Source organism: Streptomyces sp. NPDC014995 (genome assembly GCF_043080745.1).
Taxonomy (GTDB): Bacteria; Actinomycetota; Actinomycetes; order Streptomycetales; family Streptomycetaceae; genus Streptomyces.
On sequence record NZ_JBIBVX010000001.1, the window covers coordinates 242,132 to 265,043 of the forward strand.

The 22,912-nt window shown below is 71.9% G+C and carries 22 protein-coding genes and 1 pseudogene; 11 read left to right on the forward strand and 12 right to left on the reverse strand.

The window, feature by feature from the left end; genetic code table 11:
- Nucleotides 1-210 precede the first annotated feature (210 nt).
- From ACF1A1_RS01115 to ACF1A1_RS01125, 3 genes are all read right to left on the reverse strand, one after another.
- A complete protein-coding gene (locus ACF1A1_RS01115) occupies nucleotides 211-789 on the reverse strand; it encodes a TerD family protein (RefSeq protein WP_391644088.1) in 579 nt (192 codons plus the stop codon).
- A gap of 153 nt (nucleotides 790-942) precedes the next feature.
- Entirely contained in the window at nucleotides 943-3,096 is a 2,154-nt protein-coding gene (gene uvrB / locus ACF1A1_RS01120) for an excinuclease ABC subunit UvrB (RefSeq protein ID WP_391644090.1), read from the reverse strand.
- Nucleotides 3,097-3,136: 40 nt separating this feature from the next.
- Nucleotides 3,137-4,000 carry an MHYT domain-containing protein gene (locus ACF1A1_RS01125; protein ID WP_391644092.1) on the reverse strand — a complete coding sequence of 288 codons (864 nt, stop codon included), beginning with the start codon at nucleotides 3,998-4,000 and terminating at the stop codon, nucleotides 3,137-3,139.
- A gap of 273 nt (nucleotides 4,001-4,273) precedes the next feature.
- On the opposite strand from ACF1A1_RS01125, the gene ACF1A1_RS01130 reads away from it, so the two are divergent.
- Together ACF1A1_RS01130 and ACF1A1_RS01135 are read left to right on the forward strand one after the other, a co-directional pair.
- Nucleotides 4,274-5,143, forward strand: coding sequence for a glycerophosphodiester phosphodiesterase (locus ACF1A1_RS01130; RefSeq protein WP_391644094.1), 870 nt, complete (start codon nucleotides 4,274-4,276; stop codon nucleotides 5,141-5,143).
- A 74-nt stretch (nucleotides 5,144-5,217) separates the two neighbouring features.
- A complete protein-coding gene (locus ACF1A1_RS01135; protein ID WP_391644096.1) occupies nucleotides 5,218-5,772 on the forward strand; it encodes a methylated-DNA--[protein]-cysteine S-methyltransferase in 555 nt (184 codons plus the stop codon).
- Nucleotides 5,773-6,043: 271 nt separating this feature from the next.
- Here ACF1A1_RS01135 and ACF1A1_RS01140 read toward each other — a convergent pair whose 3' ends face one another.
- Entirely contained in the window at nucleotides 6,044-6,472 is a 429-nt protein-coding gene (locus ACF1A1_RS01140) for a VOC family protein (protein ID WP_391644098.1), read from the reverse strand.
- 99 nt (nucleotides 6,473-6,571) lie between these two features.
- Here ACF1A1_RS01140 and ACF1A1_RS01145 point away from each other — a divergent pair, with 99 nt between their 5' ends.
- Both ACF1A1_RS01145 and ACF1A1_RS01150 read left to right on the forward strand, forming a co-directional pair.
- Nucleotides 6,572-7,480: a pseudouridine-5'-phosphate glycosidase gene (locus ACF1A1_RS01145; protein ID WP_391644100.1), complete on the forward strand. Its 909-nt coding sequence runs from the start codon at nucleotides 6,572-6,574 to the stop codon at nucleotides 7,478-7,480.
- A gap of 17 nt (nucleotides 7,481-7,497) precedes the next feature.
- Nucleotides 7,498-8,559, forward strand: coding sequence for a carbohydrate kinase family protein (locus tag ACF1A1_RS01150; protein WP_391644102.1), 1,062 nt, complete (start codon nucleotides 7,498-7,500; stop codon nucleotides 8,557-8,559).
- 171 nt (nucleotides 8,560-8,730) lie between these two features.
- On the opposite strand, the gene ACF1A1_RS01155 is transcribed toward ACF1A1_RS01150, so the two are convergent.
- A complete protein-coding gene (locus ACF1A1_RS01155) occupies nucleotides 8,731-9,525 on the reverse strand; it encodes a methyltransferase domain-containing protein (RefSeq protein ID WP_391644104.1) in 795 nt (264 codons plus the stop codon).
- A 292-nt stretch (nucleotides 9,526-9,817) separates the two neighbouring features.
- Between ACF1A1_RS01155 and ACF1A1_RS01160 the strand changes: the two genes are divergently transcribed.
- Complete coding sequence (locus tag ACF1A1_RS01160) at nucleotides 9,818-10,945, forward strand: magnesium and cobalt transport protein CorA (RefSeq protein WP_391644106.1); 1,128 nt, start codon at nucleotides 9,818-9,820, stop codon at nucleotides 10,943-10,945.
- A 10-nt stretch (nucleotides 10,946-10,955) separates the two neighbouring features.
- On the opposite strand, the gene ACF1A1_RS01165 is transcribed toward ACF1A1_RS01160, so the two are convergent.
- From ACF1A1_RS01165 to ACF1A1_RS01175, 3 genes are all read right to left on the reverse strand, one after another.
- Entirely contained in the window at nucleotides 10,956-11,390 is a 435-nt protein-coding gene (locus ACF1A1_RS01165; protein ID WP_391644108.1) for a CBS domain-containing protein, read from the reverse strand.
- A 251-nt stretch (nucleotides 11,391-11,641) separates the two neighbouring features.
- Nucleotides 11,642-12,055, reverse strand: a complete 414-nt coding sequence (locus tag ACF1A1_RS01170) for a PPOX class F420-dependent oxidoreductase (protein WP_391644110.1) — start codon at nucleotides 12,053-12,055, stop codon at nucleotides 11,642-11,644.
- Nucleotides 12,056-12,119: 64 nt separating this feature from the next.
- Nucleotides 12,120-12,761, reverse strand: a complete 642-nt coding sequence (locus ACF1A1_RS01175; RefSeq protein WP_391644112.1) for a uridine kinase — start codon at nucleotides 12,759-12,761, stop codon at nucleotides 12,120-12,122.
- A 398-nt stretch (nucleotides 12,762-13,159) separates the two neighbouring features.
- Between ACF1A1_RS01175 and ACF1A1_RS01180 the strand changes: the two genes are divergently transcribed.
- The 3 genes from ACF1A1_RS01180 (at nucleotide 13,160) to ACF1A1_RS01190 (ending at nucleotide 16,179) form a co-directional block, all read left to right on the forward strand.
- On the forward strand, nucleotides 13,160-13,864 hold the full coding sequence (locus ACF1A1_RS01180; protein ID WP_391644114.1) for a DUF2293 domain-containing protein: 705 nt from the start codon (nucleotides 13,160-13,162) through the stop codon (nucleotides 13,862-13,864).
- Nucleotides 13,865-14,074: 210 nt separating this feature from the next.
- Nucleotides 14,075-14,557, forward strand: a complete 483-nt coding sequence (locus ACF1A1_RS01185; protein WP_391644116.1) for a DUF1772 domain-containing protein — start codon at nucleotides 14,075-14,077, stop codon at nucleotides 14,555-14,557.
- Between the two features lie 134 nt (nucleotides 14,558-14,691).
- Complete coding sequence (locus tag ACF1A1_RS01190) at nucleotides 14,692-16,179, forward strand: glutamate synthase subunit beta (protein WP_391644118.1); 1,488 nt, start codon at nucleotides 14,692-14,694, stop codon at nucleotides 16,177-16,179.
- A 435-nt stretch (nucleotides 16,180-16,614) separates the two neighbouring features.
- Here ACF1A1_RS01190 and ACF1A1_RS01195 read toward each other — a convergent pair whose 3' ends face one another.
- Nucleotides 16,615-17,085 (reverse strand): carboxymuconolactone decarboxylase family protein, encoded by a 471-nt coding sequence (locus ACF1A1_RS01195; RefSeq protein WP_391645302.1) that lies wholly within the window; start codon nucleotides 17,083-17,085, stop codon nucleotides 16,615-16,617.
- Between the two features lie 197 nt (nucleotides 17,086-17,282).
- Here ACF1A1_RS01195 and ACF1A1_RS01200 point away from each other — a divergent pair, with 197 nt between their 5' ends.
- Complete coding sequence (locus tag ACF1A1_RS01200; RefSeq protein ID WP_391644120.1) at nucleotides 17,283-18,734, forward strand: PLP-dependent aminotransferase family protein; 1,452 nt, start codon at nucleotides 17,283-17,285, stop codon at nucleotides 18,732-18,734.
- A gap of 152 nt (nucleotides 18,735-18,886) precedes the next feature.
- Here the strand turns inward: ACF1A1_RS01200 and ACF1A1_RS01205 are convergent, their stop codons facing one another.
- From ACF1A1_RS01205 to ACF1A1_RS01215, 3 genes are all read right to left on the reverse strand, one after another.
- Nucleotides 18,887-19,699 carry an SAM-dependent methyltransferase gene (locus ACF1A1_RS01205; RefSeq protein WP_391644122.1) on the reverse strand — a complete coding sequence of 271 codons (813 nt, stop codon included), beginning with the start codon at nucleotides 19,697-19,699 and terminating at the stop codon, nucleotides 18,887-18,889.
- 93 nt (nucleotides 19,700-19,792) lie between these two features.
- Nucleotides 19,793-20,047, reverse strand: coding sequence for a DUF397 domain-containing protein (locus ACF1A1_RS01210; protein ID WP_057580268.1), 255 nt, complete (start codon nucleotides 20,045-20,047; stop codon nucleotides 19,793-19,795).
- Nucleotides 20,048-20,908: a helix-turn-helix transcriptional regulator gene (locus ACF1A1_RS01215; RefSeq protein ID WP_391644124.1), complete on the reverse strand. Its 861-nt coding sequence runs from the start codon at nucleotides 20,906-20,908 to the stop codon at nucleotides 20,048-20,050. It abuts the gene before it with no gap.
- Nucleotides 20,909-21,167: 259 nt separating this feature from the next.
- On the opposite strand from ACF1A1_RS01215, the pseudogene ACF1A1_RS01220 reads away from it, so the two are divergent.
- Both ACF1A1_RS01220 and ACF1A1_RS01225 read left to right on the forward strand, forming a co-directional pair.
- Nucleotides 21,168-21,716, forward strand: a pseudogene (locus ACF1A1_RS01220) (ATP-binding protein); the annotation flags it as partial.
- Between the two features lie 689 nt (nucleotides 21,717-22,405).
- Nucleotides 22,406-22,843, forward strand: coding sequence for a hypothetical protein (locus tag ACF1A1_RS01225; RefSeq protein WP_391644126.1), 438 nt, complete (start codon nucleotides 22,406-22,408; stop codon nucleotides 22,841-22,843).
- Nucleotides 22,844-22,912 lie beyond the last annotated feature (69 nt).

Genomic DNA, 22,912 nt, shown 5'->3' on the forward strand with positions numbered 1-22,912 from the left:
GCCTCCGGCAGGCCTCAGCGGTCCTCGCACGATGAGCGCCCGATGAGGTCGCGTCGTCCGGTGCCGTGCATCGCAAGGCGCCGGAGAGCCCTCGGTGGGGGTCCCCCGCTCGACCACAACCGAGAGGGGGAAGAGCTACCAGGGCTTTTCGGCAACGCGGCGAGCTGCGGTGCCAGACCACGCGACCCGCGCGGGCACAGTGGAGGACCCTTACAGCACCGGCAGGATGGCGGGCATCAGGTCCTGGAAGGTGCGGCCGTTGGCCGGGGAGCCCAGGGCCGTCATGTTCCAGCCGCTTCCCACGCGGTGCACCTTGGCCATGATCTGGGCCGTGTACGCGCCGCCACCCGCCAGCGTGTAGCGGGCGAGCTCCTGGCCGTTGGTCTCGTCGACCAGACGGCAGAACGCGTTCTGCACCTCCTGGAACGTCTGGCCGGTGAAGGAGTTCACGGTGAAGATGATCTGGTCGATGTGGACCGGGACGCGGGCCAGGTCGACGAGGATCGCCTCGTCGTCGCCGCCCTGGCCGACACCGCCGACGAGGTTGTCACCGGTGTGGCGGACGGAGCCGTCGTCGCTCACCAGGTGGCGGAAGAAGACGACGTCGACCGGCTGCTTGTCCGCGAAGAGAACGGCGGAGGCGTCGAGATCGATCTCCCGGGTGCGGGAGCCGAACAGGCCGCGCCGGGGGGCCGCCTGCCAGCCGAGACCCATGCGCACCGCGGTCAGGCTGCCTCCGTCGTTCTTCTGCAGACTGATGGCCTGACCCTTGGTCATGTTGACGGTCACGCGCTGATTCCCCTCTCGAGCTGTCCCCTGTTGCCGCGGACCCCGCGGTTGACGAAAACCCTACGCAAGGGCACTGACAACGCCGTACCCGAGCCCGCACTTCGTGTCGTTCTTGCAACACAGTGCGTACGCCGCCCGGGCCCGTGTGGGCCGTCAGGCCAGGCCGGCCTCCTTCATCTGGCGCAGTTCCTTCTTCATCTCGGAGACCTCGTCGCGCAGCCGGGCGGCGACCTCGAACTGGAGGTCCGCCGCGGCGGCCCGCATGCGCGCCGTCATCTCCTCGATCTGCTCGGCGAGTTCGGCCGCGGGGCGGTCGGTCGGGACGGTCTCCTTGGCCTTCGCCTTCGCCTTGGTGGACTTGGCGGGCTTCGCGCCCTTGGCCGCCTTGTCGCCGAGGGAGGGCACGGGCGCCCTGGTGCCCCGGCCGTCCTTCTTCGCGCGGTAGCCCGAGCCGAGCAGCTGCTCGGTGTCGACCTCCTCGCGGGCGATCTGCGCGACGATGTCGTTGATCTTCTTACGGAGGGGCTGCGGGTCGATGCCGTTCGCCTTGTTGTAGGCGATCTGCTTCTCCCGGCGCCGGTTGGTCTCCTCGATGGCCCGCTCCATGCCCGGAGTGATCTTGTCCGCGTACATGTGGACCTGGCCGGAGACGTTGCGCGCGGCGCGGCCGATGGTCTGGATCAGGGAGGTGCCGGAGCGCAGGAAGCCCTCCTTGTCGGCGTCGAGGATCGCCACCAGGGACACCTCGGGCAGGTCGAGGCCCTCACGCAGCAGGTTGATGCCGACCAGGACGTCGAACTCGCCGGCGCGCAGCTCGCGCAGCAGCTCGATACGGCGCAGCGTGTCGACGTCACTGTGCAGGTAGCGGACCTGGATGCCGAGTTCCAGGAAGTAGTCCGTGAGGTCCTCGGCCATCTTCTTGGTGAGCGTGGTGACCAGGACGCGCTCGTCCTTCTCGACCCGCTGGCGGATCTCGTGCACCAGGTCGTCGATCTGGCCCTCGGTGGGCTTGACGACGACCTCCGGGTCGATGAGGCCGGTGGGGCGGATGATCTGCTCGACGACGCCGTCCCCGCGCGAGAGTTCGTACTTGCCGGGTGTCGCCGACAGGTAGACGGTCTGCCCGATGCGCTCCTGGAACTCCTCCCACTTCAGCGGGCGGTTGTCGAGGGCGGAGGGCAGGCGGAAGCCGTGGTCGACGAGGGTGCGCTTGCGGGAGGCGTCGCCCTCGTACATGGCGCCGATCTGGGGCACGGTGACGTGCGACTCGTCGATGACGAGCAGGAAGTCGTCCGGGAAGTAGTCGAGCAGGGTGTTCGGCGGGGAGCCGGGTGAGCGGCCGTCGAAGTGCATCGAGTAGTTCTCGACACCGGAGCAGCTGCCGATCTGGCGGAGCATCTCGATGTCGTACGTGGTGCGCATGCGCAGACGCTGGGCTTCCAGGAGCTTGCCCTGCTTCTCCAGCTCGGCCAGGCGCTCGCCCAGCTCCTTCTCGATGTCGTTGACGGCCCGCTCCAGACGCTCGGGGCCGGCGACGTAGTGGGAGGCCGGGAAGACGTACAGCTGCTCGTCGTCGCTGATGATCTCGCCGGTGAGCGGGTGGAGGGTGGACAGGGCCTCGATCTCGTCGCCGAACATCTCGATGCGGACGGCGAGCTCCTCGTAGACCGGGAAGATCTCGATGGTGTCGCCGCGCACCCGGAAGGTGCCGCGGGAGAACGCCATGTCGTTGCGCGTGTACTGGATGTCCACGAAGCGGCGCAGCAACTCGTCCCGGTCGATCTCCTCGCCGACCTTGAGGGGGACCATGCGGTCCACGTACTCCTGCGGAGTACCGAGGCCGTAGATGCAGGAGACCGAGGCGACCACGACGACGTCGCGGCGGGTGAGCAGCGAGTTGGTCGCGGAGTGGCGCAGCCGCTCGACCTCCTCGTTGATCGAGGAGTCCTTCTCGATGTAGGTGTCCGACTGCGGGACGTACGCCTCGGGCTGGTAGTAGTCGTAGTACGAGACGAAGTACTCGACCGCGTTGTTCGGCAGCAGCTCGCGGAACTCGTTCGCCAGCTGGGCGGCCAGTGTCTTGTTCGGCGCCATCACGAGCGTGGGGCGCTGGAGCTTCTCGATCATCCACGCGGTGGTGGCGGACTTGCCGGTGCCGGTCGCGCCCAGCAGGACGACGTCCTTCTCACCGGCCTCGATGCGCTTGGCCAGGTCGGCGATGGCCGCCGGCTGGTCGCCGCTGGGCTGGTAGGGGCTGACGACCTCGAAGGGCGCCACCGTGCGTTCGATGTGGGAAACGGGCCGCATGCCATCCACCGTACGACCACCCACTGACAACGGGGTCCGATCAGCGGTTCTGCGGGGTCCGGGGCTCGTGGTGGGCGACCTGGCGGGGGCGCGGCGGGACCCGGCGGTCGGGGCGCGGGGGGTGGTTGTTGGCGGGGACGCCGGGTTTGTGCTCGACGCGGGTCCGGTCGGGCTTGCCCCTGACCATCAGCGGGTCGAACAGGACGACGACGCCGGCGAGGCAGAGGAAGGCGAGCGGGCCGATCAGCATCGGCGCGAGCAGGCCGGCGGTTGAGTCGCCCGGGGGCGGTGCGCCGGTGGCGTGCAGGTGGACGCTCACGGCGGCCATGCCCGTGTAGTGCATGCCGGAGACGGCCAGGCCCATGACCAGGCTCGCGCCCACGCTCCACAGAAAGCCCCTGACCTGTCCCGCGGCCCACAGGGCGGCGGTGGCTGCGGCCATGGCTATGGCGACGGAGACGGCCACGGTGAGCGTGTTGTACTCCACGTCGCCGTTGAGGCGCATCCCGGCCATGCCCAGGTAGTGCATCGAGGCGATGCCCAGGCCGGTGATGGTGCCCCCGGTGAACAGCGCGGTGCCGGTCGCGCCCTTGTAGCCGACTATGAAGATCCCTACGCCCACCATGACGACGGCGACGCCCAGGCTGGCGTAGGTGGTCGGTTTGTCGTAGTGGATCGGGGCCCCCGCGACCGTGAAGCCCATCATCGCGATGAAGTGCATGGTCCAGATGCCGGAGCCGATCGCCGCGGAGCCGAGGGCCAGCCATCCGGGACGCCAGGAGTGGGAGACGAGCAGGGCTCTGGTGGTGCATCGCAGGCCCAGGGCGCCACCGAGGCAGGCCATGAGGTAGGCCACCAGCGGGGTGACGATTCCGTAGCTGAATCCGTCGACCGTGCCGTGCATGCGCGGTTGCCCTTCCGCCCTGTTGCTGGATGTCCCTGTAGCGCGCCCCCTCCCAGGACGGCGTGAGCGGCCAGGGGTGACGCAGAGAGTATGACCCCCACCGGAATGGTCGAACGATTTTCCGGCAAAGAAACACGCCCTTGCCCCACATGTGCGGCACCGGTGTGGGCGCGGGCGTCTCCCTTCATTCCGTGGTCATCCAGCACTCCTCCGGCGTTGACGTTCTGCTGTCACAGTGGAGCTGTACGTGACCGTCCGACGCGAGGAGTACGCATGTACGCGCGCGCAGTTGCCGCCACGACCACCGCGCTTCTGGGCGCCGTCGCCCTTCTGCTCCCCGTCCACGACGCGCGGGGCATCGGTGCCCGGCCCGAGGTGATCGCCCACCGGGGCGCTTCCGCGCAGGCCCCCGAGAACACCCTGGCCGCGGTCGACGCGGCGGCCGGCCTGCGCGTTCGCTGGGTGGAGAACGACGTCCAGCGCACCAAGGACGGCGCGCTCGTGGTGATCCACGACGACAGCCTCCGCCGGACGACCGACGTCGAGGAGGTCTTCCCCGGACGTGCGCCCTGGCAGGTGAAGGACTTCACCGCGGCCGAGATCGCACAGCTCGACGCCGGGAGCTGGTTCGGCTCCGCGTACGCGGGCGCGCGCGTGCCGACGCTGAAGGAGTACCTCCGCCGTGTCGAGCATCACCATCAGAAGCTGCTTCTGGAGATCAAGAACCCCCAGCTCTACCCGGGGATCGAGCGGGAGACCCTCAAAGTGCTGAGCAACGAGGGCTGGCTCGACCGGCGGCACCTGGCGGGCCGGCTGATCGTGCAGAGCTTCAGCGCCGACAGCCTGCGGGCCGTCCACGATCTGAAGCCGGCGGTCAGGACCGGGCTGCTGGGCAAGCCGCCCGAGGCGGACCTGCCCGGGTACGCGCGCTTCGCCGACTTGATCAACCCCTCGCACACGTCCGTTTCCCAGGGCTACGTGTCCGCCGTGCACGCGGTCACGGGGCCGCACGGGAAACCGCTGGAGGTCTTCGTCTGGACCGTCGACGAAGCCGCCACTGCGCGGACCATGGCCGGGTACGGCGTCGACGGCATCATCACCAACAAACCCGACGTGGTGCGGCGGTCCCTGCCCCGCTCCTGACGTGCGGCCGCCCCGGGGGCCGGCGAGCCCCGCTGCCCGAGGGCGCTGTCAGTGGCAGGCCGTACGGTGGGCGCATGGACAGCCACGGGCAGTACGAGCAGCAGGTCGTGTGGACCGTCGTCGGCACCGACATCGGTCCGCTGCTGCTGGCCGCGACCCGCGAGGGTCTGGTCAACGTCGTGTTCCACGCCACGGACGGGGTGCGCGACCAGGCGCTCGGCCGCCTCGCGGACCGGCTGGGCACGGAGCCGGTCGAGGCACCCGGCTCCCCCCTGCTGGCCGAGGCGATACGCCAGGTCGAGGCCTACTTCGCGGGTGCCCGGCGCGACTTCGAGCTGCCCCTGGACTGGTCGCTGATCTCCGGCTTCAACCGGCAGGTCCTGCGCGAGCTGGCCTCCGGTGTCCCGTTCGGGGCGGTCGTCGGTTACGGGGATCTGGCGAAGCGGGTGGGACAGCCGGGGGCCGCGCAGGCCGTGGGGATGGCGATGGGCGCCAATCCGCTGCCGGTGGTCGTGCCCTGCCATCGGGTCGTGGAGAGCGACGGCGGGATCGGCGGTTTCGGCGGTGGGCTGGAGACCAAGCGGAAGCTGCTCGCCCTGGAAGGGGTCCTGCCCGAGCCGCTGTTCTGAGCCCTGCCCGGCACCGCTGTTCCGGGCCAGCCGATGATCCCGTCCCACACACCGGTACGCCCGAGGACCGATCTCGTACGGCGACCGCCGCCGCGCCTGACGGGTGCTGGGCGGCGGCCCGCGCGGGCCGCCGCCCAGCGCCTGTGCGACCTCACCATGACCGGAGGCGCACCGGACGGCGGCTCAGGCCGAGGCGCACTGGACGGTGGCTGAGGGGCCGGGCGGGGGCACCGCTCGCAGGGGCCGGGCGGGGGCACCGTTCGCAGGGGCGTCAGTCGTAGTGCCGTGCCTCCACGACGTTGCCGTCCGGGTCGCGGAAGTAGAAGCTGCGGGTGGCCTTGCCGCGGGCGCCGAAGGAGCCGTGCGAGACGTCCGACATGGGGACGGAGCGGTCGGCCAGCCGGGCGCCGAGTGCGTCGAAGGCCGTCTGGGACAGGGCCAGGCAGATGTGGTTCACGGGGTGTCCGGCACTCTCCGCGGCGCCGGGGAGCATCGTCATGCGTTCCGCCGTGCTCAGCGGCATGAGGTCCAGGAGCGTCTCGTCGTTGACGCGTACCGAGGGGAACGGCACCTCGCCCGCTGCGAACTCGGAGACCCGCACGGGCTCCAGGCCGACGGTCTTCTCGTAGAAGTCGGCGGCGGCGAGTGGGTCGCGCACCCACAGGACGACGTGGTCGAGACGTGTCGTGTTGTCCGTCATGCATTCCAGGCTCGTGTGGTCCCCCACAAGTCGCAAGGGTTTGACCGGGTGCGCGGCCCGACAGAGATGAGGGAGGACCGACGGACAGGAGGCGGGCACGTGGTGCTGGTGGTGTCGGAAGAGGTGCGGGAGGCGGTCGACGCGCGTCGACCCGTGGTGGCCCTGGAGTCCACGATCATCGCCCATGGGCTGCCGCGTCCGCGCAATCTGCGGGTGGCGCTGGAGTTGGAGGCGGTCGTACGCGCGGAGGGCGCCGTACCGGCGACGATCGCCGTGCTGGACGGGCGGCCCCATGTCGGCCTGGACAAGGAACAGTTGGAGCGGATCGCCAACGAGGACGGGATCCGCAAGCTCGGCCATCGCGACCTGCCGCTCGCGGTCGCCGCGAGGGCGAGCGGGGCGACCACGGTGTCCGCGACCGCGCTGCTGGCGGCGCTGGCGGGGGTGCGGGTGTTCGCGACGGGCGGGCTCGGCGGGGTCCACCGGGAGTGGACGGTGACCCAGGACGAGTCGGCCGACCTGGGTCTGCTCGCGCGCACGCGGATCACCGTGGTGTGCGCCGGGGTGAAGTCGATCCTGGACGTTCCGGCCACGCTGCAGCGGCTGGAGACGCTGGGCGTCGCCGTGGCCGGGTACGGCACGGACCGCTTCCCCGGCTTCTACCTGTCCGACTCGGGGCATCCGGTGGACTGGACGCTGGACAGCCCACAGCAGGTGGCGGACGTGATGCGTGCTCAGGACGCCCTCGCCGTGCCGGAGTCGGCGCTGATCGTCGCCAATCCGGTTCCGGAGGCGGAGCAGTTGGATCCGGAGTTGCACGCGCGTGTGCTCGCCGAAGCGCTGCACGCGTGCGAGGAGGAGGGGGTGACCGGCCAGGCCGTGACACCGTTCCTGCTCGACTACCTGGTGCGGCACACCGACGGCGCGTCCCTGAGGGCCAATCTGGCGGCGGTGCGCGGCAACGTACGGCTGGCGGGGAGTATCGCCGCGGCGTGGGCCGGGGCGTGACCGGGAGGTCGGGCGGGGTGGGTCGGCGTCGTGACCCACGGGCCGGGGAGCCTGGGAGCGGGCGTCCGCGCGGTGGGGCGTTGCTGGTCGTCGGGGACGTCGTGACGGACGTCGTCGCGCGGCACGGGGGACCGCTGGCCCCGGGGACGGACACGGCCGCCGTGATCCGCACCGTGCCGGGCGGGGCCGGCGCCAACGTGGCGTGTTGGGCGGCGCATTGGGGGTGCGCGGACGTACGGCTGCTGGGCCGGGTGGGTGCGGACGCGGTGGCCTGGCACGAACGGGAGCTGATCGGCTGCGGGGTGCGGCCCCGGCTCGTCGTCGATCCCGAGGCGTCGACCGGGACGGTGATCTGCCTGGTCGACACGGGGGCGGCGGCCGAGCGGACGTTCCTCACCGACAGCGGCGCGTCGCTGAGGCTCGATCCCGGCGACTGGTCTGACGCCCTGCTCGACGGGGTGGACCGGCTGCACCTGTCGGGTTACCTGTTGTTCTCCGCGTCCGGACGGGCGCTGGTGAGGACGGCGTTGACGTCGGCACGCGCGCGTGGGGTGCCGGTGAGCCTCGACCCGGCGTCGGCGGGATTCCTGGTGGAGTTGGGTGTGGACCGCTTTCTCGGGCTCGTTCAGGGAGTGGACGTGCTGCTGCCCAGTCGTGACGAGGCGTGTCTGCTGACCGGGTTGCCCGACGGGGCGGACGCGGCGGTCGAACTGAGCCGCCACGTCCCGTTGGTGGTGGCCAAGCAGGGCGTGGACGGCGCGCTGGTGGTCCGGGACGGTGCCGTGACCGCCCGTGTCCCCGCCGTCCCCGCGAGGCCCCGGGACACCACGGGCGCGGGCGACGCCTTCACGGGCGCGTTCCTCGCCGCCCTGCTGGCGGGCGCCGAGCCGGGCGACGCGGCGGTCGAGGGATGCCGGGCGGGCGCGCGGGCGGTGGAGCGGGTGGGTGGCAGGCCACCCACACCTGGTGACGACACGGCGGCGACGGCGGACCCGTCCGCGCCGACCGGGATGACGGCGACACGGCCGACGACAGGTGACGGCGCGGCGTCGGCGGTGAGCACCGGCCAGGCCGGATGAGGGTGTCGCCGGCGGGGCCGCCACCCGTCGCCGAGCGCCCACAGCTGGGAGTAGAAATCGCTGCACGTACGCGGCCCCGGGACACCGCGGCGCCGGCCGCACGGCGGACATCCGGTGACGGCGCCGCACGACGGCGGGAAGGCCCACGCGCGTGTCCCCGGGGCGCGCGCGCTACCCCTTCCGCCCCCAGGCCGAGATCATCGGCGCCGTCGCCAGATCCATGATCCCGGAGGCGACGTTGGCCAGGTGCCGGTCGATGTCATCGTCGGTCGCCAGGCCGGCGGTGACCAGGTCGTCGCGAATCTGGCGGACCGTCGCGGACTCCAGGGCGGCGCAGGCGGCCGAGGTGAGCGGGAAGTGGGCGTCGGCCTCGACGCGCCGCAGCCCGGCCTCGCGGAGCAGGCGCGGGAGTGTGCGGCCGTAGGAGAGGTCGGCGCCCCGGTCGGCGAGGAGCTTGCGGAATCCGTGCCGGATCCGGTTCGCCAGTTGCTGTTCGGGGCCGTGTTCGTCGGGGCAGACGAGGGGTTGCAGGGCGGGGTCCGCGTCCTCGACCAGGAGCCGTCCGCCGGGGCGCAGGGCCCTGACCATCGAGTGCAACGCCCGTTCCCGGTCCGGCACATGGACCAGGACCAGCCGGGCGTGCACCAGGTCGAAGCCCTCCCCCGGCGGCTGCTCGGCGCCGACGTCGTGGACGCGTACCTCGACCGGTGGGCGGGCGGCCGGGGTCAGCCGTGAGGTGTCGATGTCGGTCGCGACCACCTTGCCGGTCGGCCCGACCTTCTTCGCCAGCCAGGACACCACGGAGGTGCCGCCCGCACCGACCTCCCAGCAGCGCCAGCCGGGTCCGACGCCCAAGCCTTCGAGGTGGCGGAACGTCGTGGGATCGAAGAGGGCGGCGAAGGCCTCGAAGCGTTCTCCCGCCTCGGACCGCTGGTTGTCGAGGAGGTACCCGTCGGTTCGCGTCATGCGACGATCATCCCAGTTGTCCCGGTCGCCGGCGGGGGTCGACGCGGCCGGTATGCCCTGGCCGAAGGTGGTCGACCGGGGAGCGGGAAGGGGACGGGGAGGGCATACGGAGGGGACGGGAAGGGGTGGGAGTCCCCCCGCCGCGGGCAGACCCACATCAGGCCGTCCACAGGCGGGAACAAAGCGGAACGCCCCCTTCCCACAGGCTTACCCACGGCCTGCGCGGGCCTGGCAAACTGGCGCGCCAGGGCGCAGGAAGGCGCCACGAGGAGATCCACGCGAGGAGAGCCAGATGACCATGGCGGGGAATCTGCGGAAGGTCACCGGCCTGGGCACGGTCGGCGGCCTGCGGAGGATGGCACGGCTGGCCCGGCGGCGCGCGCGGGTCGACCTGAGCCATCCCGCCCGGTCCCCGCTGGGCTCCTCGGTGGTCAACTGCGTGTCGTACCAGGACGGCGCCCGGGCTCCGGTCGGCGGGGACCTCGTCGACACGGTGGAGCGGGTGCGCAAGAGCGGCCACGGCTTCGTCTGGCTCGGTCTCCACGAGCCCACGAACGAGGAGTTCGCGGGCATCGCCGAGCTGCTCGACCTGCACCCGCTGGCGGTCGAGGACGCGATCGAGGCCCACCAGCGCCCGAAGGTGGAGCGGTACGGCGAGACACTGTTCGCGGTGTTCAAAACGGTCTGCTACGTGGAGCACGAGCAGCTCACGGCCACGAGCGAGGTGGTCAACACCGGCGAGATCATGGTGTTCCTCGGCCATGACTTCGTCATCACCGTGCGGCACGGGCGGCACGGCTCGCTCGGTCCGCTGCGCGAGGAGCTGGAGTCCGACCCCCTCCAGCTCGCCAAGGGACCGTCGGCTGTCCTGCACGCGATCGCGGACCACGTCGTCGACGAGTACCTCAACGTCATCGACGCCGTGCAGGCGGACATCGACCATGTCGAGATGGACGTCTTCGCGGAGAACGGCGCGCGGGCCGACCCGGGGCGCATCTACCAGCTCAAGCGTGAACTCCTGGAGCTGAAGCGGGCGGTGGTGCCCCTCGGCCGGCCCCTGGTGGACCTGGCCGACCGGCCGGTGCGGGTGGTCGACCCGGAGATACAGGCGTACTTCCGGGACGTCTCCGACCACCTCATGCGGGCCACGGAACAGATCGCCGCGTTCGACGAACTGCTCAACTCGATCCTCCAGGCGCACCTCGCGCAGGTCACGGTGGCGCAGAACGAGGACATGCGGAAGATCACCGCCTGGGCCGCGATCGTCGCCGTGCCGACGATGGTCTGCGGGCTGTACGGCATGAACTTCGACCACATGCCGGAACTCCACTGGCGGTACGGCTACGGCATGGTCATCGGGGTGATATCCCTCGTCTGCCTGGTGCTGCACCGCGGCTTCCGGCGCAACGGCTGGCTGTGAGCGGCCGGCGTCAGTGCCGGGCGGTGCCGGTCCTGGCGTAGACGCTCTCGGCCCAGGAGGCCAGCTGATCGTCGGTCAGGTGCTCGGCGAGGTCGGCCTCGCTGATCATGCCCACCAGGCGCTTGTTCTCGATCACCGGCAGTCGGCGGATCTGGTGCTCCTGCATCTCCTGGATCACCTCGCTGACGTCGGCTCCGGCGTCGATCCAGCGCGGTGTGCCCTGGGCCATCTCGCCGGCGGTGACCTTGGCGGGGTCGTGGCCCATGGCCACACAGCCGACGACGATGTCCCGGTCGGTGAGGATGCCGCAGAGCCGCTCGTTCTCGTCGCTGATGGGCAGGGCCCCGACATTGAGCTCGCGCATCAGCTGGGCGGCGCGGTCGAGGGTCTCGTGGGCGGGGATCCACTGGGCGCCCCGGTGCATGATCTCTCCGGCGGTGGTCATGGTCTACCTCCCGGTGCCGGACGGCCGGCGCGACGCGGAACGCGCCGCTGTCCCGGCGGTCTGCGATCTCGTATTCCGATCCCGGCGCCTCAATTTTCGCCGGGCGGGAGGACGGGCGCACCTTCGGCCGAAGGAACGGGACCGCGGAGGATCGCACGTCACGGCCGCGACGAGGCGGCGGCGGGAACGAAGGCCACTCTGCACGCGAGCGCGGCAGGGGCAACCGGCCAGGCCTTCCTGGGAGCCGTCCCTCAGGCCGAGAACCCCACGACCTTCCGGGGCACGACACGGATGATCACGCGCACCTCGTCGTCCCGCTCGGCGGGCGGATCGATGCCGAGGTACTTGTGGGACAGCTCGTGCGGAAGCCGCTTGTCCTGGTCCGGGAGGATCTCGGCGGTGCCGCGGATCTCGACCGAGGTGTAGGGGTTGGCGAGGTCGAAGACCGTCAGGCTGACGCGGGGGTCGCGGCGGAGGTTGCGCACCTTCTGGCGGCCGTCGGTCGAGGAGAAGAGGACGGTGTCGCCCTCCCGTTTGATCCAGACCACCGAGTTCTGGGGGGAGCCGTCGGGGCCGAGGGTGGCGACGGAGGCGAAGTTCCTGCCGTCGAGGAGGGCACGGACGGGGGCGTCGAAGGAGACGGAGGTCTGCGAGGGGATCGGCATGACAGCAGCATACTTAGATGCACGTGCATGTAAAGGGGTTTGCCCGATCACCCTCGTGGGCGGCTCACCCGTTCCAGGCCGGATGCCGGGGATCGTCGGCACGGACGAGGACGTCGGCCGTGGCCGCGGGGTCGGTCTCGTGGGCGTAGCGCTCGAAGGCGGGCAGCGTCCAGTGGTCGCCCTCGGGAGTGCGACGGCGCAGGGCGGCCGGGGAGAGCAGGACGTGGACGGTCAGGTCGAAGGGGAACCAGTGACGCAGCAGGAGGGGGCCGTGAAGCAGCAGAACGCCGCCGGGCGGGAGGGAGACGTAGGAACTGCGGGTGGCGCGGTCGGTGACGGGGTCACGGAGGTCGGGCAGGATCCGGCCGTCGCCTCCGGGCTCGAGAGGACCGAACACCTCGCGCCACAGGGCGCCGGTGTCGAACCATCCGTTGTAGTAGGCCTCGACATCGTGGTGGCCGTACTCCAGGCGGAGGGAGGCGGGCCGCAGGAAGCCGTGGGTGTCGACGACCCTGGAGGGGCGGCCCCGTATGCGCAGTGCCTCGGCGACGCGTTCGGCGAGGTCACCGGGGCAGGCCGCCGGGGCGCCGTCGAAGGCGACGCGCGGCCAGGGGCTGCCGTCGTCCGGCGTCAGGTCGCGCAGCCGGTCGGCGAGGAGGTCGCCGAGCCGTTCCCAGGTGATCGCTTCGAGTCGCACACGGCCCATGATGCGTCAGGTACCGGCCCGGACGCGTCGCGCTCGTGGGCGCAGCGGGCGGCGGACAGGCGCGGGAGACGGTTCTCGCTCCGGGCACGGGGGCGCGGCGGGCGGCAGAGAGAGGGGGCCGTGGGGGGCGACGCACGGCCGGTTCTCGTTGTCTGCGGGGCGCGGGAGAGGGCCGTCGCGTTCCCTCGCGCCCGGGGTGTCGCCGGGCGGGCGGGTGCGACGCACAGCGGGTTCTCGTCGTCCGCAGGACGCGGGAGGGCCGTCGCGTGTCCTCGCCCGCGGGGTGTCGTCGAGCATCTTGAGGGCGACGGCCCTGAGCGGGACACACAGTGCGCACAGACCGTCGACGGACGCGATGACCACGTGGTGCCGGGCTCACCGGGGGGAATGAAGCCACTATGCCGGCCCTCACAACTCCCCCGCCCCGTACCGGGCTTGTCGTCGTCCAGCCGCTGCGGCGCCGGCACTGTGCCGGGTGCCGCCGCGGGCCGCTGCCGATGCTCGTCCTGGAGGACGGCGCACCGCACTGCCTCGACTGTGCCGATCTGGGGCACCTGGTGTTCCTTCCACGCGGTGACACGGCGCTGACGCGCCGGTCGCGGGAGGAGAGCGCGCTGTCGGTGGTCGTCGTCCGGTTCAACCGGCGCAAGGGGCGTTACGAGCGGCAGGGCGTCCTCGTCGAGGAGGCGGGGCTGGCACGCGCCGAGACTCGGTGTCTGGCGGACGCCGAGGCGAGACGGCGGCGCCGGGCACGGGACGCGCGGCGGCGGGCGGCGCAGGACATGCGGTTCACGGAGGCCTTCGCGGCGGAGATCCTCCGGCTGTTCCCCGGCTGCCCGGCGGACCGGGCCCATGCGATCGCCGCGCACGCGTCGGTGCGGGGCAGTGGGCGGGTGGGGCGCAGCGCGGCCGGGCGGGCGTTGTCCGAGGGGGCCGTCGTCTCCGCGGTCGTGGCGTCCGTACGGCATCTGGACACGTCGTACGACCGTTTGCTGATGAGCGGGGTGCCACGGCACGAGGCGCGTCTGCGGATCACGGCGGGGGTGGAGAGGGTGCTGCGGGAGTGGGGGTGGGGGGCGGGGATCGGCTCCGCCGCGTCCTGAGGTGCCGGGCCTCCCGCGCAGGCGCGCGCTCTGGACGCTCGCGTATGTTTCCGAGGCTTCTGGCCATGGTCACTGTTCCCGTGCGGGAATTCACTGGTCATGACATGACGGACGGCGCCGGCGGTCTCCCGGTTCGACGTGGGACGCGACATGGGGCGCAACATGGGGCGCGACGTAAGACGCCACGCAGGACGCGAGTGGGAGTTGACCTTGACGATCGATGGACCGTACTTCGTGCTGACGGTGCTCGGGGTGCTCGGGACCGGGCTGGTGGCGGGAACCTTCTGCGGGTTCTCGACCTTCGTGATGAGGGGGCTGGCCGCACTGCCGCCCGCGCAGGGCGTGGCGGCGATGAACGCGATCAACGTGAGCGCGGTGAGGCCGGCGTTCATGATCGTGTTCCTCGGCTCGGCAGTGGTGTGCGCAGTGATCGCGGTGGTGACGTTCGTGCTGTGGCCGGACGAGGGAACGGTGGAACTGCTGCTGGGCAGCGCGCTGTATCTGTTCGGGTCGTTCGGGGTGACGATGATCGCGAACGTGCCGCGGAACAACGCGCTGCTCAGGCTGGCCCCGGGCACCGCGGAGGCGGCCTCGTACTGGCCGACGTACGTACGCGAATGGACGGCGTGGAACCACGTCCGCACCGTCGCCTCGGCCGCTGCCGCCGTCGCGTACATATTGGCTCTCACCTGACGGCCGGCACCGTCCCACCCAGCGAGAAAGCGCTGTCCGGGCCCTGCGCGAGCGACCGGCCGGACGTATCGTGGCTCAAAGAGTGCCGCCCGATGACGCACGGCCCGCCGCTCGCGTACGCAAGGAACACGGCCATGGCCGATCCCAAGGGATTCATGACCACGCCCCGCCAGGACTGGCCCCGCCGGCCGGTCGAGGAGCGGGTTCGGGACTGGGACGAGGTGTACGTCCCCGGAGCGCTGCTCCCCATCATCAGCAAGCAGGCGGACCGCTGCATGGACTGCGGCATCCCCTTCTGCCACGACGCCTGCCCGCTCGGCAACCTGATTCCCGAGTGGAACGACCTCGTGTCGAGGGAGGACTGGCGGGCGGCGAGCGACCGGCTGCACGCGACGAACAACTTCCCCGAGTTCACCGGCCGGTTGTGTCCGGCCCCCTGTGAGGCCGGGTGCGTGCTCGCCATCAACCAGCCCGCCGTCACCATCAAGAACGTCGAGGCCGCCATCGCCGACCGGGCCTGGGAGGAGGGGTTCACGCCGCCGCGGCAGCCGGACCGGCTGTCCGGGCGGACGGTCGCGGTGATCGGCTCCGGACCCACCGGCCTGGCCGCGGCGCAGCAGCTGACCCGGGCCGGGCACACGGTCGCCGTGTACGAGAAGGACGACCGGATCGGCGGTCTGATGCGGTACGGCATCCCTCAGTTCAAGATGGAGAAGCACCATCTGGAGCGGCGGATCGAGCAGATGCGGGCCGAGGGGACCAAGTTCCGTACGTCGACGCAGGTCGGGCGGGACGTCATCGCGGCCGACCTGCGGGCACGCTACGACGCCGTGGTGATCGCCACCGGGGCGACGGCGTGGCGTGAACTGCACGTTCCGGGACGGGAGTTGACCGGCATCCATCAGGCGATGGAGTATCTGCCGCTGGCCAACCGGGTGTGCGAGGGGGACCTGGAGGCCTCGCCGATGTCCGCCGCCGGCAAGCACGTGGTGATCGTGGGCGGCGGCGACACCGGGGCGGACTGCCTGGGGACGGCCGTACGGGAGGGCGCCGCGTCCGTGACCCAGCTGGACATCTACGCCCAGCCGGGCGCGGAGCGCGACGAGGACACGGATCCCTGGCCGACGTACCCGAAGATCTACCGGCTGTCGGCCGCGCACGAGGAGGCACGCGACCTTCGGACGGCGCCTGCGGCGGACGCGGACGCGCGGCTCTTCGCGGCGTCCACGCTCCGCTTCACCGGCGACGAGAGCGGCCACGTCCGCTCGCTGCACCTCGTCGAGGTCGACGCGCAGCGGCGGCCCGTGGCGGGCACCGGGCAGGCGCTCCCCGCCGACCTCGTACTGCTCGCCCTCGGCTTCTCCGGACCCGACCGGGAGGACGGGCTCGTCGAGCAGCTGGGGCTGGCGCTGGAGCCGCGCGGCACCATCGCGCGGGACGCAAACTTCGCGACGAACGTGCCCGGCGTGTTCGCCGCGGGGGACGCGGCGCGCGGGCAGTCGCTGATCGTGTGGGCGATCGCGGAGGGACGAGCGGTGGCGGCGGCCGTCGACCGCCACCTGACGGGCAGTACACGGCTGCCGGCACCTGTGGGGCCGTACGACCGGCCCATGAGCACGTAGGCCGGGCGGCCACGGGGCCGGCCGGGAGGCCCGGAGGACGGGGGGACGGGCGGTGGCCCTGCGGTGCGGCGCCACCCGCGCGAGGTCGGCGTCTCGCGGTCCCATCAGTCCCCGAGGCTGTCCCACGGCCGGGGTGGCCAGGGGGACCAGCCGGGCGGCCGCGGGACGGGCGGTCCGTGGCGACCGGGTGTGGCGAGTGTGGCCGGGTGTGGCAGGTGTGGCAGGTGGCTGCGGGGACCGGTTGGGCAGCCGTGGGGGCGGGCGCATCAGGGCGACCGGGCGGACGGCCGCGAGACCGGCCGGACGGCCGGCCACAGGGACCGGTCGGACAACCGCAGGGACCGGTCGGATGGCGGCAGGGGACCGGTCGGATGTCCGCAGGGACCGTGGGTCAGCGGCGCTCGTCCGTCCCCGCATGCCGCAGGGACCTGGGGGTCAGCGGCGCTCGTCCGTCCCCGCCACCTTGGCCGTCGCCAGGGCCACCCGGTTCCACGTGTTGATCGTGCAGATCAGGGCCAGCACCTGGGCGAGTTCCGCGTCGTCGAAGTGGGCCGCGGCCTCGGCGTAGACCTCGTCCGGGACGCCTCCGCCGGCCACCAGCGTGACCGCCTCCGTCAGGGCCAGCGCGGCCTGTTCCTTCTCGGTGAAGAAGTGCCGGGCCTCGCGCCAGACGGCCACCATGTGCAGGCGGTCCTCGCTCTCGCCGGCCCTGCGGGCGTCGTTGGTGTGCATGTGGAGGCAGTACGCGCAGTGGTTGAGGTGGGAGGCGCGGATCTGGATGAGTTCGACGAGAGCCGGGTCGAGGCCCTCCCGGGCGGCGGCGTCGAAGCCGACGAGGGCGCGGAAGGCCTTGCGGGCGGACCGGGCGAAGTCGAGGCGGGGGCGGGTGGCCTCGGCGGCGGCGATCGTGGCGGAGGGGCCGACGGGGGCCGCAGCGGTGCCGGCGGTGCCGCTCGTGCCATGGATGCCGGTGGTGTCCCCCGTGACGCCGGTGCCGATGGTGTCGTTCGCGCCGCTCGTGCCGGTGGGCGTCGTGTCGATCGTGTGCGTCGTCATGTCCTTCAACCTACGGTCCGGAAAGACCCCCGGTAGGGTGCATTTCCATGGGGGAATCGTGGGTCAATTCCGCGGAGCGGATCGGCGCCGACCTGCACCTGGAGCTGTCCGGGCCGGGCGGGCGGCGGGCCGCGCTGATCCGGGCGCTGCGGGAGGCCGTGCGCAGCGGGCGGCTCGCCCCGGGAACCCGGCTGCCGCCGTATCGTTCGCTCGCCGCCGACCTCGGGGTCGCGCGCAACACGGTGGCCGACGCCTACGCGGAGCTGGTGGCGGAGGGCTGGCTGACAGCCCGTCAGGGTTCCGGTACGCGGGTCGCCGAGCGCGCGGAACCGCTGCGACACGCCGCACGCGTGCCCGCAAAGGCACCTCCACGCGCGCGTGGCCCGCTGCACGACCTCCGGCAGGGCACTCCGGACGCGTCGGCGTTCCCCCGAGCGGCCTGGCTGACGTCCTATCGGCGGGCCCTGCAGCAGGCGCCCAACGAGGTGTTCGGGCCCGGCGACCCGGCCGGGCGCCGTGAGCTGCGCGAGGCGCTCACCGAGTACCTCGCACGCGCGCGTGGTGTGCGTACCGAGCCCGAACGCATCGTGATCTGTTCCGGTTTCGCGCACGCCTTGCGCCTGCTGTTCGGGCAGGGCGGGGGCGGGGTGCTGCGCGGTCCGCTGGCCGTGGAGGCGTACGGGCTGGGCTTCCACCGGGGACTGCTGGCGACGGCGGGCGTGCGGACGGTGCCGCTCCCCCTCGACGAGGCCGGGGCGCGCGTCGACCTGCTGGAGCGCGAGCGGGGCGTGCTGCTCACGCCGGCGCACCAGTTCCCGACCGGCGGTCCGCTGCACGCGTCACGCCGGGCCGCAGTGATCGACTGGGCACGCGCGCGTGGCGCGGTGGTGCTCGAGGACGACTACGACGGCGAGTTCCGCTACGACCGCAAGCCCGTGGGCGCCGTCCAGGGCCTCGACCCCGAGCGGGTGATCCACATCGGCTCGGTCAGCAAGAGCCTGTCGCCGGCCCTGCGGCTGGGCTGGATGGTGCTGCCGGAGCGGTACGTCGACGACGTCCTCGCGGCCAAGGGCGACAGGGAGGCCTGGGCGAGCGTCCTCGACCAGCTGAGCCTGGCCGACTTCATCGTCAGCGGGGCGTACGACCGTCATGTGCGGCGCATGCGGCAGCGGTACCGCCGGCGCCGGGACCGGCTGGTCGAGGCGCTCGCCGAGCACGCGCCGCACGTCGAGGTCACCGGTGTCGCGGCCGGGCTGCACGCGGTGTTGCGGTTGCCGCCGGGTACCGAGCGTTCCACGGTCAAGGCGGCCGCCTGGCAGGGCATCGCCCTGGACGGTCTGGCGGCCTTCCGCCACCCGGAGACGGCCATGGAGGCGGGGGACGGACTCGTGGTCGGCCATGCGACGCCGTCGGAGCACGCGTACGGCGCGGCGCTGGACGCGTTGTGCGGGGTGCTGCCACCACCGCCGGACACCCGGCGGAGCCCGGCCGCCGAGTGAGGCGCTCCGCCTCCGGCAGTCCATCTCCGCCAGTCCGCCTCCGGCAGACCGTCCCCGCCAGTCCGTCCCCGCCAGTCCGCCTCCGCCAGTCCGCCTCCGCCAGTCCGTCCCCGGCACATCAGAGCCTTCCGGCCCCTGTACCCGCCCAGGCGTCAGGGCTTTCGTCCCACCGCCCCGTAGCCCGGGATCACACCGTCGTCCTGGCCCGGGACCGGATCACCCAGTTCCGGGTGCCACTCGGGGACGACGGCGACGCCGGGGTCGACCAGGTCCAGGCCGTCGAAGAAGCGGGAGAACTCCTCGCGGGAGCGCAGTGCCAGGGTGACGCCGGCCGCCTTCAGCTTCGCCGTCGCCGCCGCGGACTCCTCCGGGGTGAAGTCGGCGGTGGCGTGGGTCATCATCAGGTAGCTGCCGGAGGGGAGTTCGGCGAGCAGCCGGTCCACCAGTTCGTGCGCGCCGTCCTCGTCGGAGATGAAGTGCAGCAGCGCGACCAGCGACAGGGCGACCGGCCGGTCGAAGTCCAGGATCTTCCTGGCTCCTTCGACGATGGTGGCCGGGTCGCGGACGTCCGCCTGCAGGTACTCCGTGACGCCCTCGGCCGTGCTGCGCAGCAGCGCCGCCGCGTGGGCCAGCACGATCGGGTCGTTGTCGCAGTAGACCACGCGTGCGTCGGGCGCGATCTCCTGGGCGACCTGGTGGAGGTTGGGCTCGGTCGGGATGCCCGTGCCGACGTCGAGGAACTGCCGTACGCCGTTCTTGGCGAGCCAGCGGGTGGCCCGGTGCATGAAGGCGCGGTTGACCCTGGCCATCACCGGGACGCGCGGGTCGAGGGCCAGCATCTGCCGGCCCATCTCCTCGTCGACGGGGTAGTTGTCCTTGCCGCCCAGGTACCAGTCGTACATCCGCGCGGGATGGGGCTTGCTGGTGTCGATCTCGACGGCGGGGGTCGGATCCTGCCCGGTCATGAGGCACTCCGTAAGACGCAATGGGTAGTCAATTCAGCACCAGTACAAAGAAGTCGAACACAAGGAAGTCGAGCTCAGAGAAAGGCAATCACGTCACGACAGCAGGAAGTCCGCCTCCCCCGCCTTCGCGCCCTCTATGAAGGCCGTCATCTCGTCGGTGGTGTAGATCAGCGCCGGACCGTCCGGGTCGGTCGACTGACGGACGGCGATCCGCCCGTCGGCCAGCTTCATCGCCTCCAGGCAGTTCCCGCCGTTGCCGCCGCTCCACGGCTTGTGCCAGCCTTCGCTGCCCAAGTCCCGCGCGGGCATGCCGTTGTAGACCCGTTTGCGCGGCTTGATGCGATCCATTCACAGCTCCTTGCGGAGATCCCGGAGGATCTCCTTCGTGCGATGTGCCGTAGCGGCCTGCGCCGCCATGCGGTCCATGACCTCGAGGTGGGTCGCCACCTCGGTGCGCGCGTCGAGGTAGACGGCGCCGGTCAGGTACTCGCTGTAGACCATGTCCGGAAGCTCCGGCATGGCGAATCGGAACAGCACGAAGGGCCCGTACGTGCCGGGGTGCGGCCCCGAGGAGAACGGGGCGACCTGCAACGTCACGTGGGGCAGCTTCGTGGTTTCGAGCAGTTTGTCGATCTGCGCGCGCATCACCTCCGGGCCGCCGACCGGGCGGCGCAGCACCGTCTCGTCCATGACGACCCACAAACGGGGCGCGTCCTGACGGGTGAGCAGTTCCTGGCGTTGCATGCGCAGGTCGACGAGGCTCTCGATGTCCTCGGGCCGGGTCTGGCCGATGGCGCCGGACCTCAGGACGCCGCGCGCGTAGTCCTCGGTCTGGAGCAGGCCGGGGACGAAGTGGGGCTCGTACTGGCGGATCAGGGTGGCCGCGCCCTCGAGGCTGACGTGCATCGAGAACCAGCCGGGCAGGACGTCGTGGAAACGCTGCCACCAGCCGGGCTTGTTGGCGTCCTCGGCCAACTGGACGAACCCCTCGGCCTCCTCGTCGCTCACCCCGTACGCCTTCAGCAGCAGCTGGAGGTACGGGATCTTGAGGGCGACCTCGGCCATCTCCATGCGGCGGACCGTGGCGGGCGCGACGCGCAGGATGCGGGCGGCCTCCTCGCGTTTGAGCCCGGCGCGTTCCCGCAGGTCCAGCAGGCGTCGGCCCAGGACGACCTGTCCCACCGTCGGCGCGGACCGCGGTTCGCTCACGCTCCACCTCCACGAAGAGCCCTGCCGGGCGGCCTGGTTGGGCCGTGACCGGCCGGTCACGAAAAGAACCCCGACAACCCTGCGGCGCCATTCGAAGACCGAATCGAAGGTCTGTACGAGTGAGTACGGATCTCCGGTGATCCCAACTGGCGCCGCTCAATGTGCTGTTGCGAGCAGTGTGCCACGGCGTCCGACCGCGTCACACAACACTCTGCATTTTTCAGAGTGACTCTTGCCAAGTGTTCACGGCGGGGCGATAGTGGCAAGCGTGATTCCGTCCGCGCCCTTAGGAACAGACGCCGCCGCAGGCCACCCCCGAGGTCTCGGTGCCGATGGGGGTATCCCCGCTCGAGGCGCTTCGAGAGTGGGGGAGGGAGCAGGCCCCGACCGGGCCGCTGCCGAGCGCCGGTTCCGATTCGAACTGGCCGCCCATCCGGGCTCTCCCGCGCAGGCAAGACGCCTGACGCGGGCCCGACTGGTCGGCTGGTCGGTGTGCGAGGACACCTGCGACACGGCTGCCCTGGTCATATCCGAGCTGGTCACCAACGCCATCGTGCACACCGCGAGCGGCACCGTCGTCTGCGAGCTGCACGACGGCGACGACCTCGTGCGCATAGCCGTGCGCGACGAGGGGTGCGCGCCGGGTGAGCCGCACCCGTCGCCGCAGCGCCCCGAGGAGGAACACGGGAGGGGACTGTTCCTCGTCGACGCCCTCTGTCACGCCTGGGGCGCCCAGGAGCACGGCTCCGGCCTGCTGGTCTGGGCCGACCTGGCCCGCGGGGACGAGGTCTCACACGATCACGGCGAGGGCCGGGACGACTTCACCGTGTCCCATGACGACGCCGGGTGCCAGGACGAGGTCGTATCCCAGGGCGAGGTCGTATCCCAGGGCGAGGTCGTATCCCAGGACAGCTCCGGGTCCCACGGTGACCTCTCCGGGACCCACGGCGGCCTCACCGTCCCCCGTGACGACCTCGGCTGGGGCTCCCGCCCGAAGCCGGGACCGGCCGGCGGTTCGCGGGACGAGGACGAGCCCGCCGGCCCTTCCGACCCCGACGACCCGGCCGACGCCTGCGGCCCTCCCGGGCCCCGCGACCACGGCGGGCAGGGGCATCGGAGCGTCGAGGCGAAGGGGTGGGCGTCCATCCCGGCGCCGCGGGCGCACCGCGCCGCCATGACCGACGGCCCCCTCCCGCACGTGGCCCCGCAGCGGCCTCACCACCCGGAGACCGGCGGCGGCCACACGCCCGGATTCCCGACCGGCCACACGACCGGCCATACGTCCGGATTCCCGACCGGCCATACGCCCGGGCTCCCGACCGGACCGAAGATCAGCCCCGCGACCGGACTCCCGACCGGATTCCCGACCGGACCCGCGACCGACTCCGCGTGGTCGGCCGCCCACGCCCTCGCCAACGGTGAGACGCCCCCCTGGCTCCCGCACAGCCCGCTCCGCCCGCGTCCAGGGACCGGACGGGACCTGGACCGGGACCCCGCGTGAGTGCCGTGCCCGGCCGGGCGCCGGTGCTCAGCCTCGACACGCTCGTTCGTGTCGGGCGTGGCCGGGGCCGGACCACGGCACCCCGTCGGCTCACCCTGCCCGAGGGCATGACGGCCCCGCTGGGCTGCGACGCCGTCGCCGTCCCGGCCCGCTTCGGCTCGCTGGTCATGCCGCGCCTGCCCCGCGTGGGCTGCGTCTACGCCGATGACACGCACTGGTGGTGGCTCGTCCCGTCCGACTCCGACTACGCCCTGGAGTGGCCCGCCCCCGCTCACTACGCCACGGGCGCGATCACCCCGGACGCCCCGCACGCCCCCGACCTCATACACCGGCCGGACGCCACGTTTCCGTACACCCCGCCGATCCCCCTCTACCTGGCCGTGTGCCGCCTCACGGGCACGGCACCGACGTGGTCACGTCCGATCAGCGCGTAGGACACCCCGGACACGGGTCACCCCTCAACCAGGCCCCGGACGGCGCAAGCCCCGGCACGCGTGAGCCGT

What these genes read in the sequence shown, in the direction of transcription:
- uvrB (WP_391644090.1), bottom strand. Translation starts at nt 3,096, where the DNA reads ATGCGGCCCGTTTCCCACATCGAACGCACGGTGGCGCCCTTCGAGGTC.
- ACF1A1_RS01190 (WP_391644118.1), top strand. Translation starts at nt 14,692, where the DNA reads ATGGCCGATCCCAAGGGATTCATGACCACGCCCCGCCAGGACTGGCCC.
- ACF1A1_RS01155 (WP_391644104.1), bottom strand. Translation starts at nt 9,525, where the DNA reads ATGACGCGAACCGACGGGTACCTCCTCGACAACCAGCGGTCCGAGGCG.
- ACF1A1_RS01200 (WP_391644120.1), top strand. Translation starts at nt 17,283, where the DNA reads ATGGGGGAATCGTGGGTCAATTCCGCGGAGCGGATCGGCGCCGACCTG.
- ACF1A1_RS01180 (WP_391644114.1), top strand. Translation starts at nt 13,160, where the DNA reads ATGCCGGCCCTCACAACTCCCCCGCCCCGTACCGGGCTTGTCGTCGTC.
- ACF1A1_RS01125 (WP_391644092.1), bottom strand. Translation starts at nt 4,000, where the DNA reads ATGCACGGCACGGTCGACGGATTCAGCTACGGAATCGTCACCCCGCTG.
- ACF1A1_RS01165 (WP_391644108.1), bottom strand. Translation starts at nt 11,390, where the DNA reads ATGACCACCGCCGGAGAGATCATGCACCGGGGCGCCCAGTGGATCCCC.
- ACF1A1_RS01170 (WP_391644110.1), bottom strand. Translation starts at nt 12,055, where the DNA reads ATGCCGATCCCCTCGCAGACCTCCGTCTCCTTCGACGCCCCCGTCCGT.
- ACF1A1_RS01140 (WP_391644098.1), bottom strand. Translation starts at nt 6,472, where the DNA reads ATGACGGACAACACGACACGTCTCGACCACGTCGTCCTGTGGGTGCGC.
- ACF1A1_RS01130 (WP_391644094.1), top strand. Translation starts at nt 4,274, where the DNA reads ATGTACGCGCGCGCAGTTGCCGCCACGACCACCGCGCTTCTGGGCGCC.
- ACF1A1_RS01160 (WP_391644106.1), top strand. Translation starts at nt 9,818, where the DNA reads ATGACCATGGCGGGGAATCTGCGGAAGGTCACCGGCCTGGGCACGGTC.
- ACF1A1_RS01205 (WP_391644122.1), bottom strand. Translation starts at nt 19,699, where the DNA reads ATGACCGGGCAGGATCCGACCCCCGCCGTCGAGATCGACACCAGCAAG.
- ACF1A1_RS01175 (WP_391644112.1), bottom strand. Translation starts at nt 12,761, where the DNA reads ATGGGCCGTGTGCGACTCGAAGCGATCACCTGGGAACGGCTCGGCGAC.
- ACF1A1_RS01135 (WP_391644096.1), top strand. Translation starts at nt 5,218, where the DNA reads ATGGACAGCCACGGGCAGTACGAGCAGCAGGTCGTGTGGACCGTCGTC.
- ACF1A1_RS01210 (WP_057580268.1), bottom strand. Translation starts at nt 20,047, where the DNA reads ATGGATCGCATCAAGCCGCGCAAACGGGTCTACAACGGCATGCCCGCG.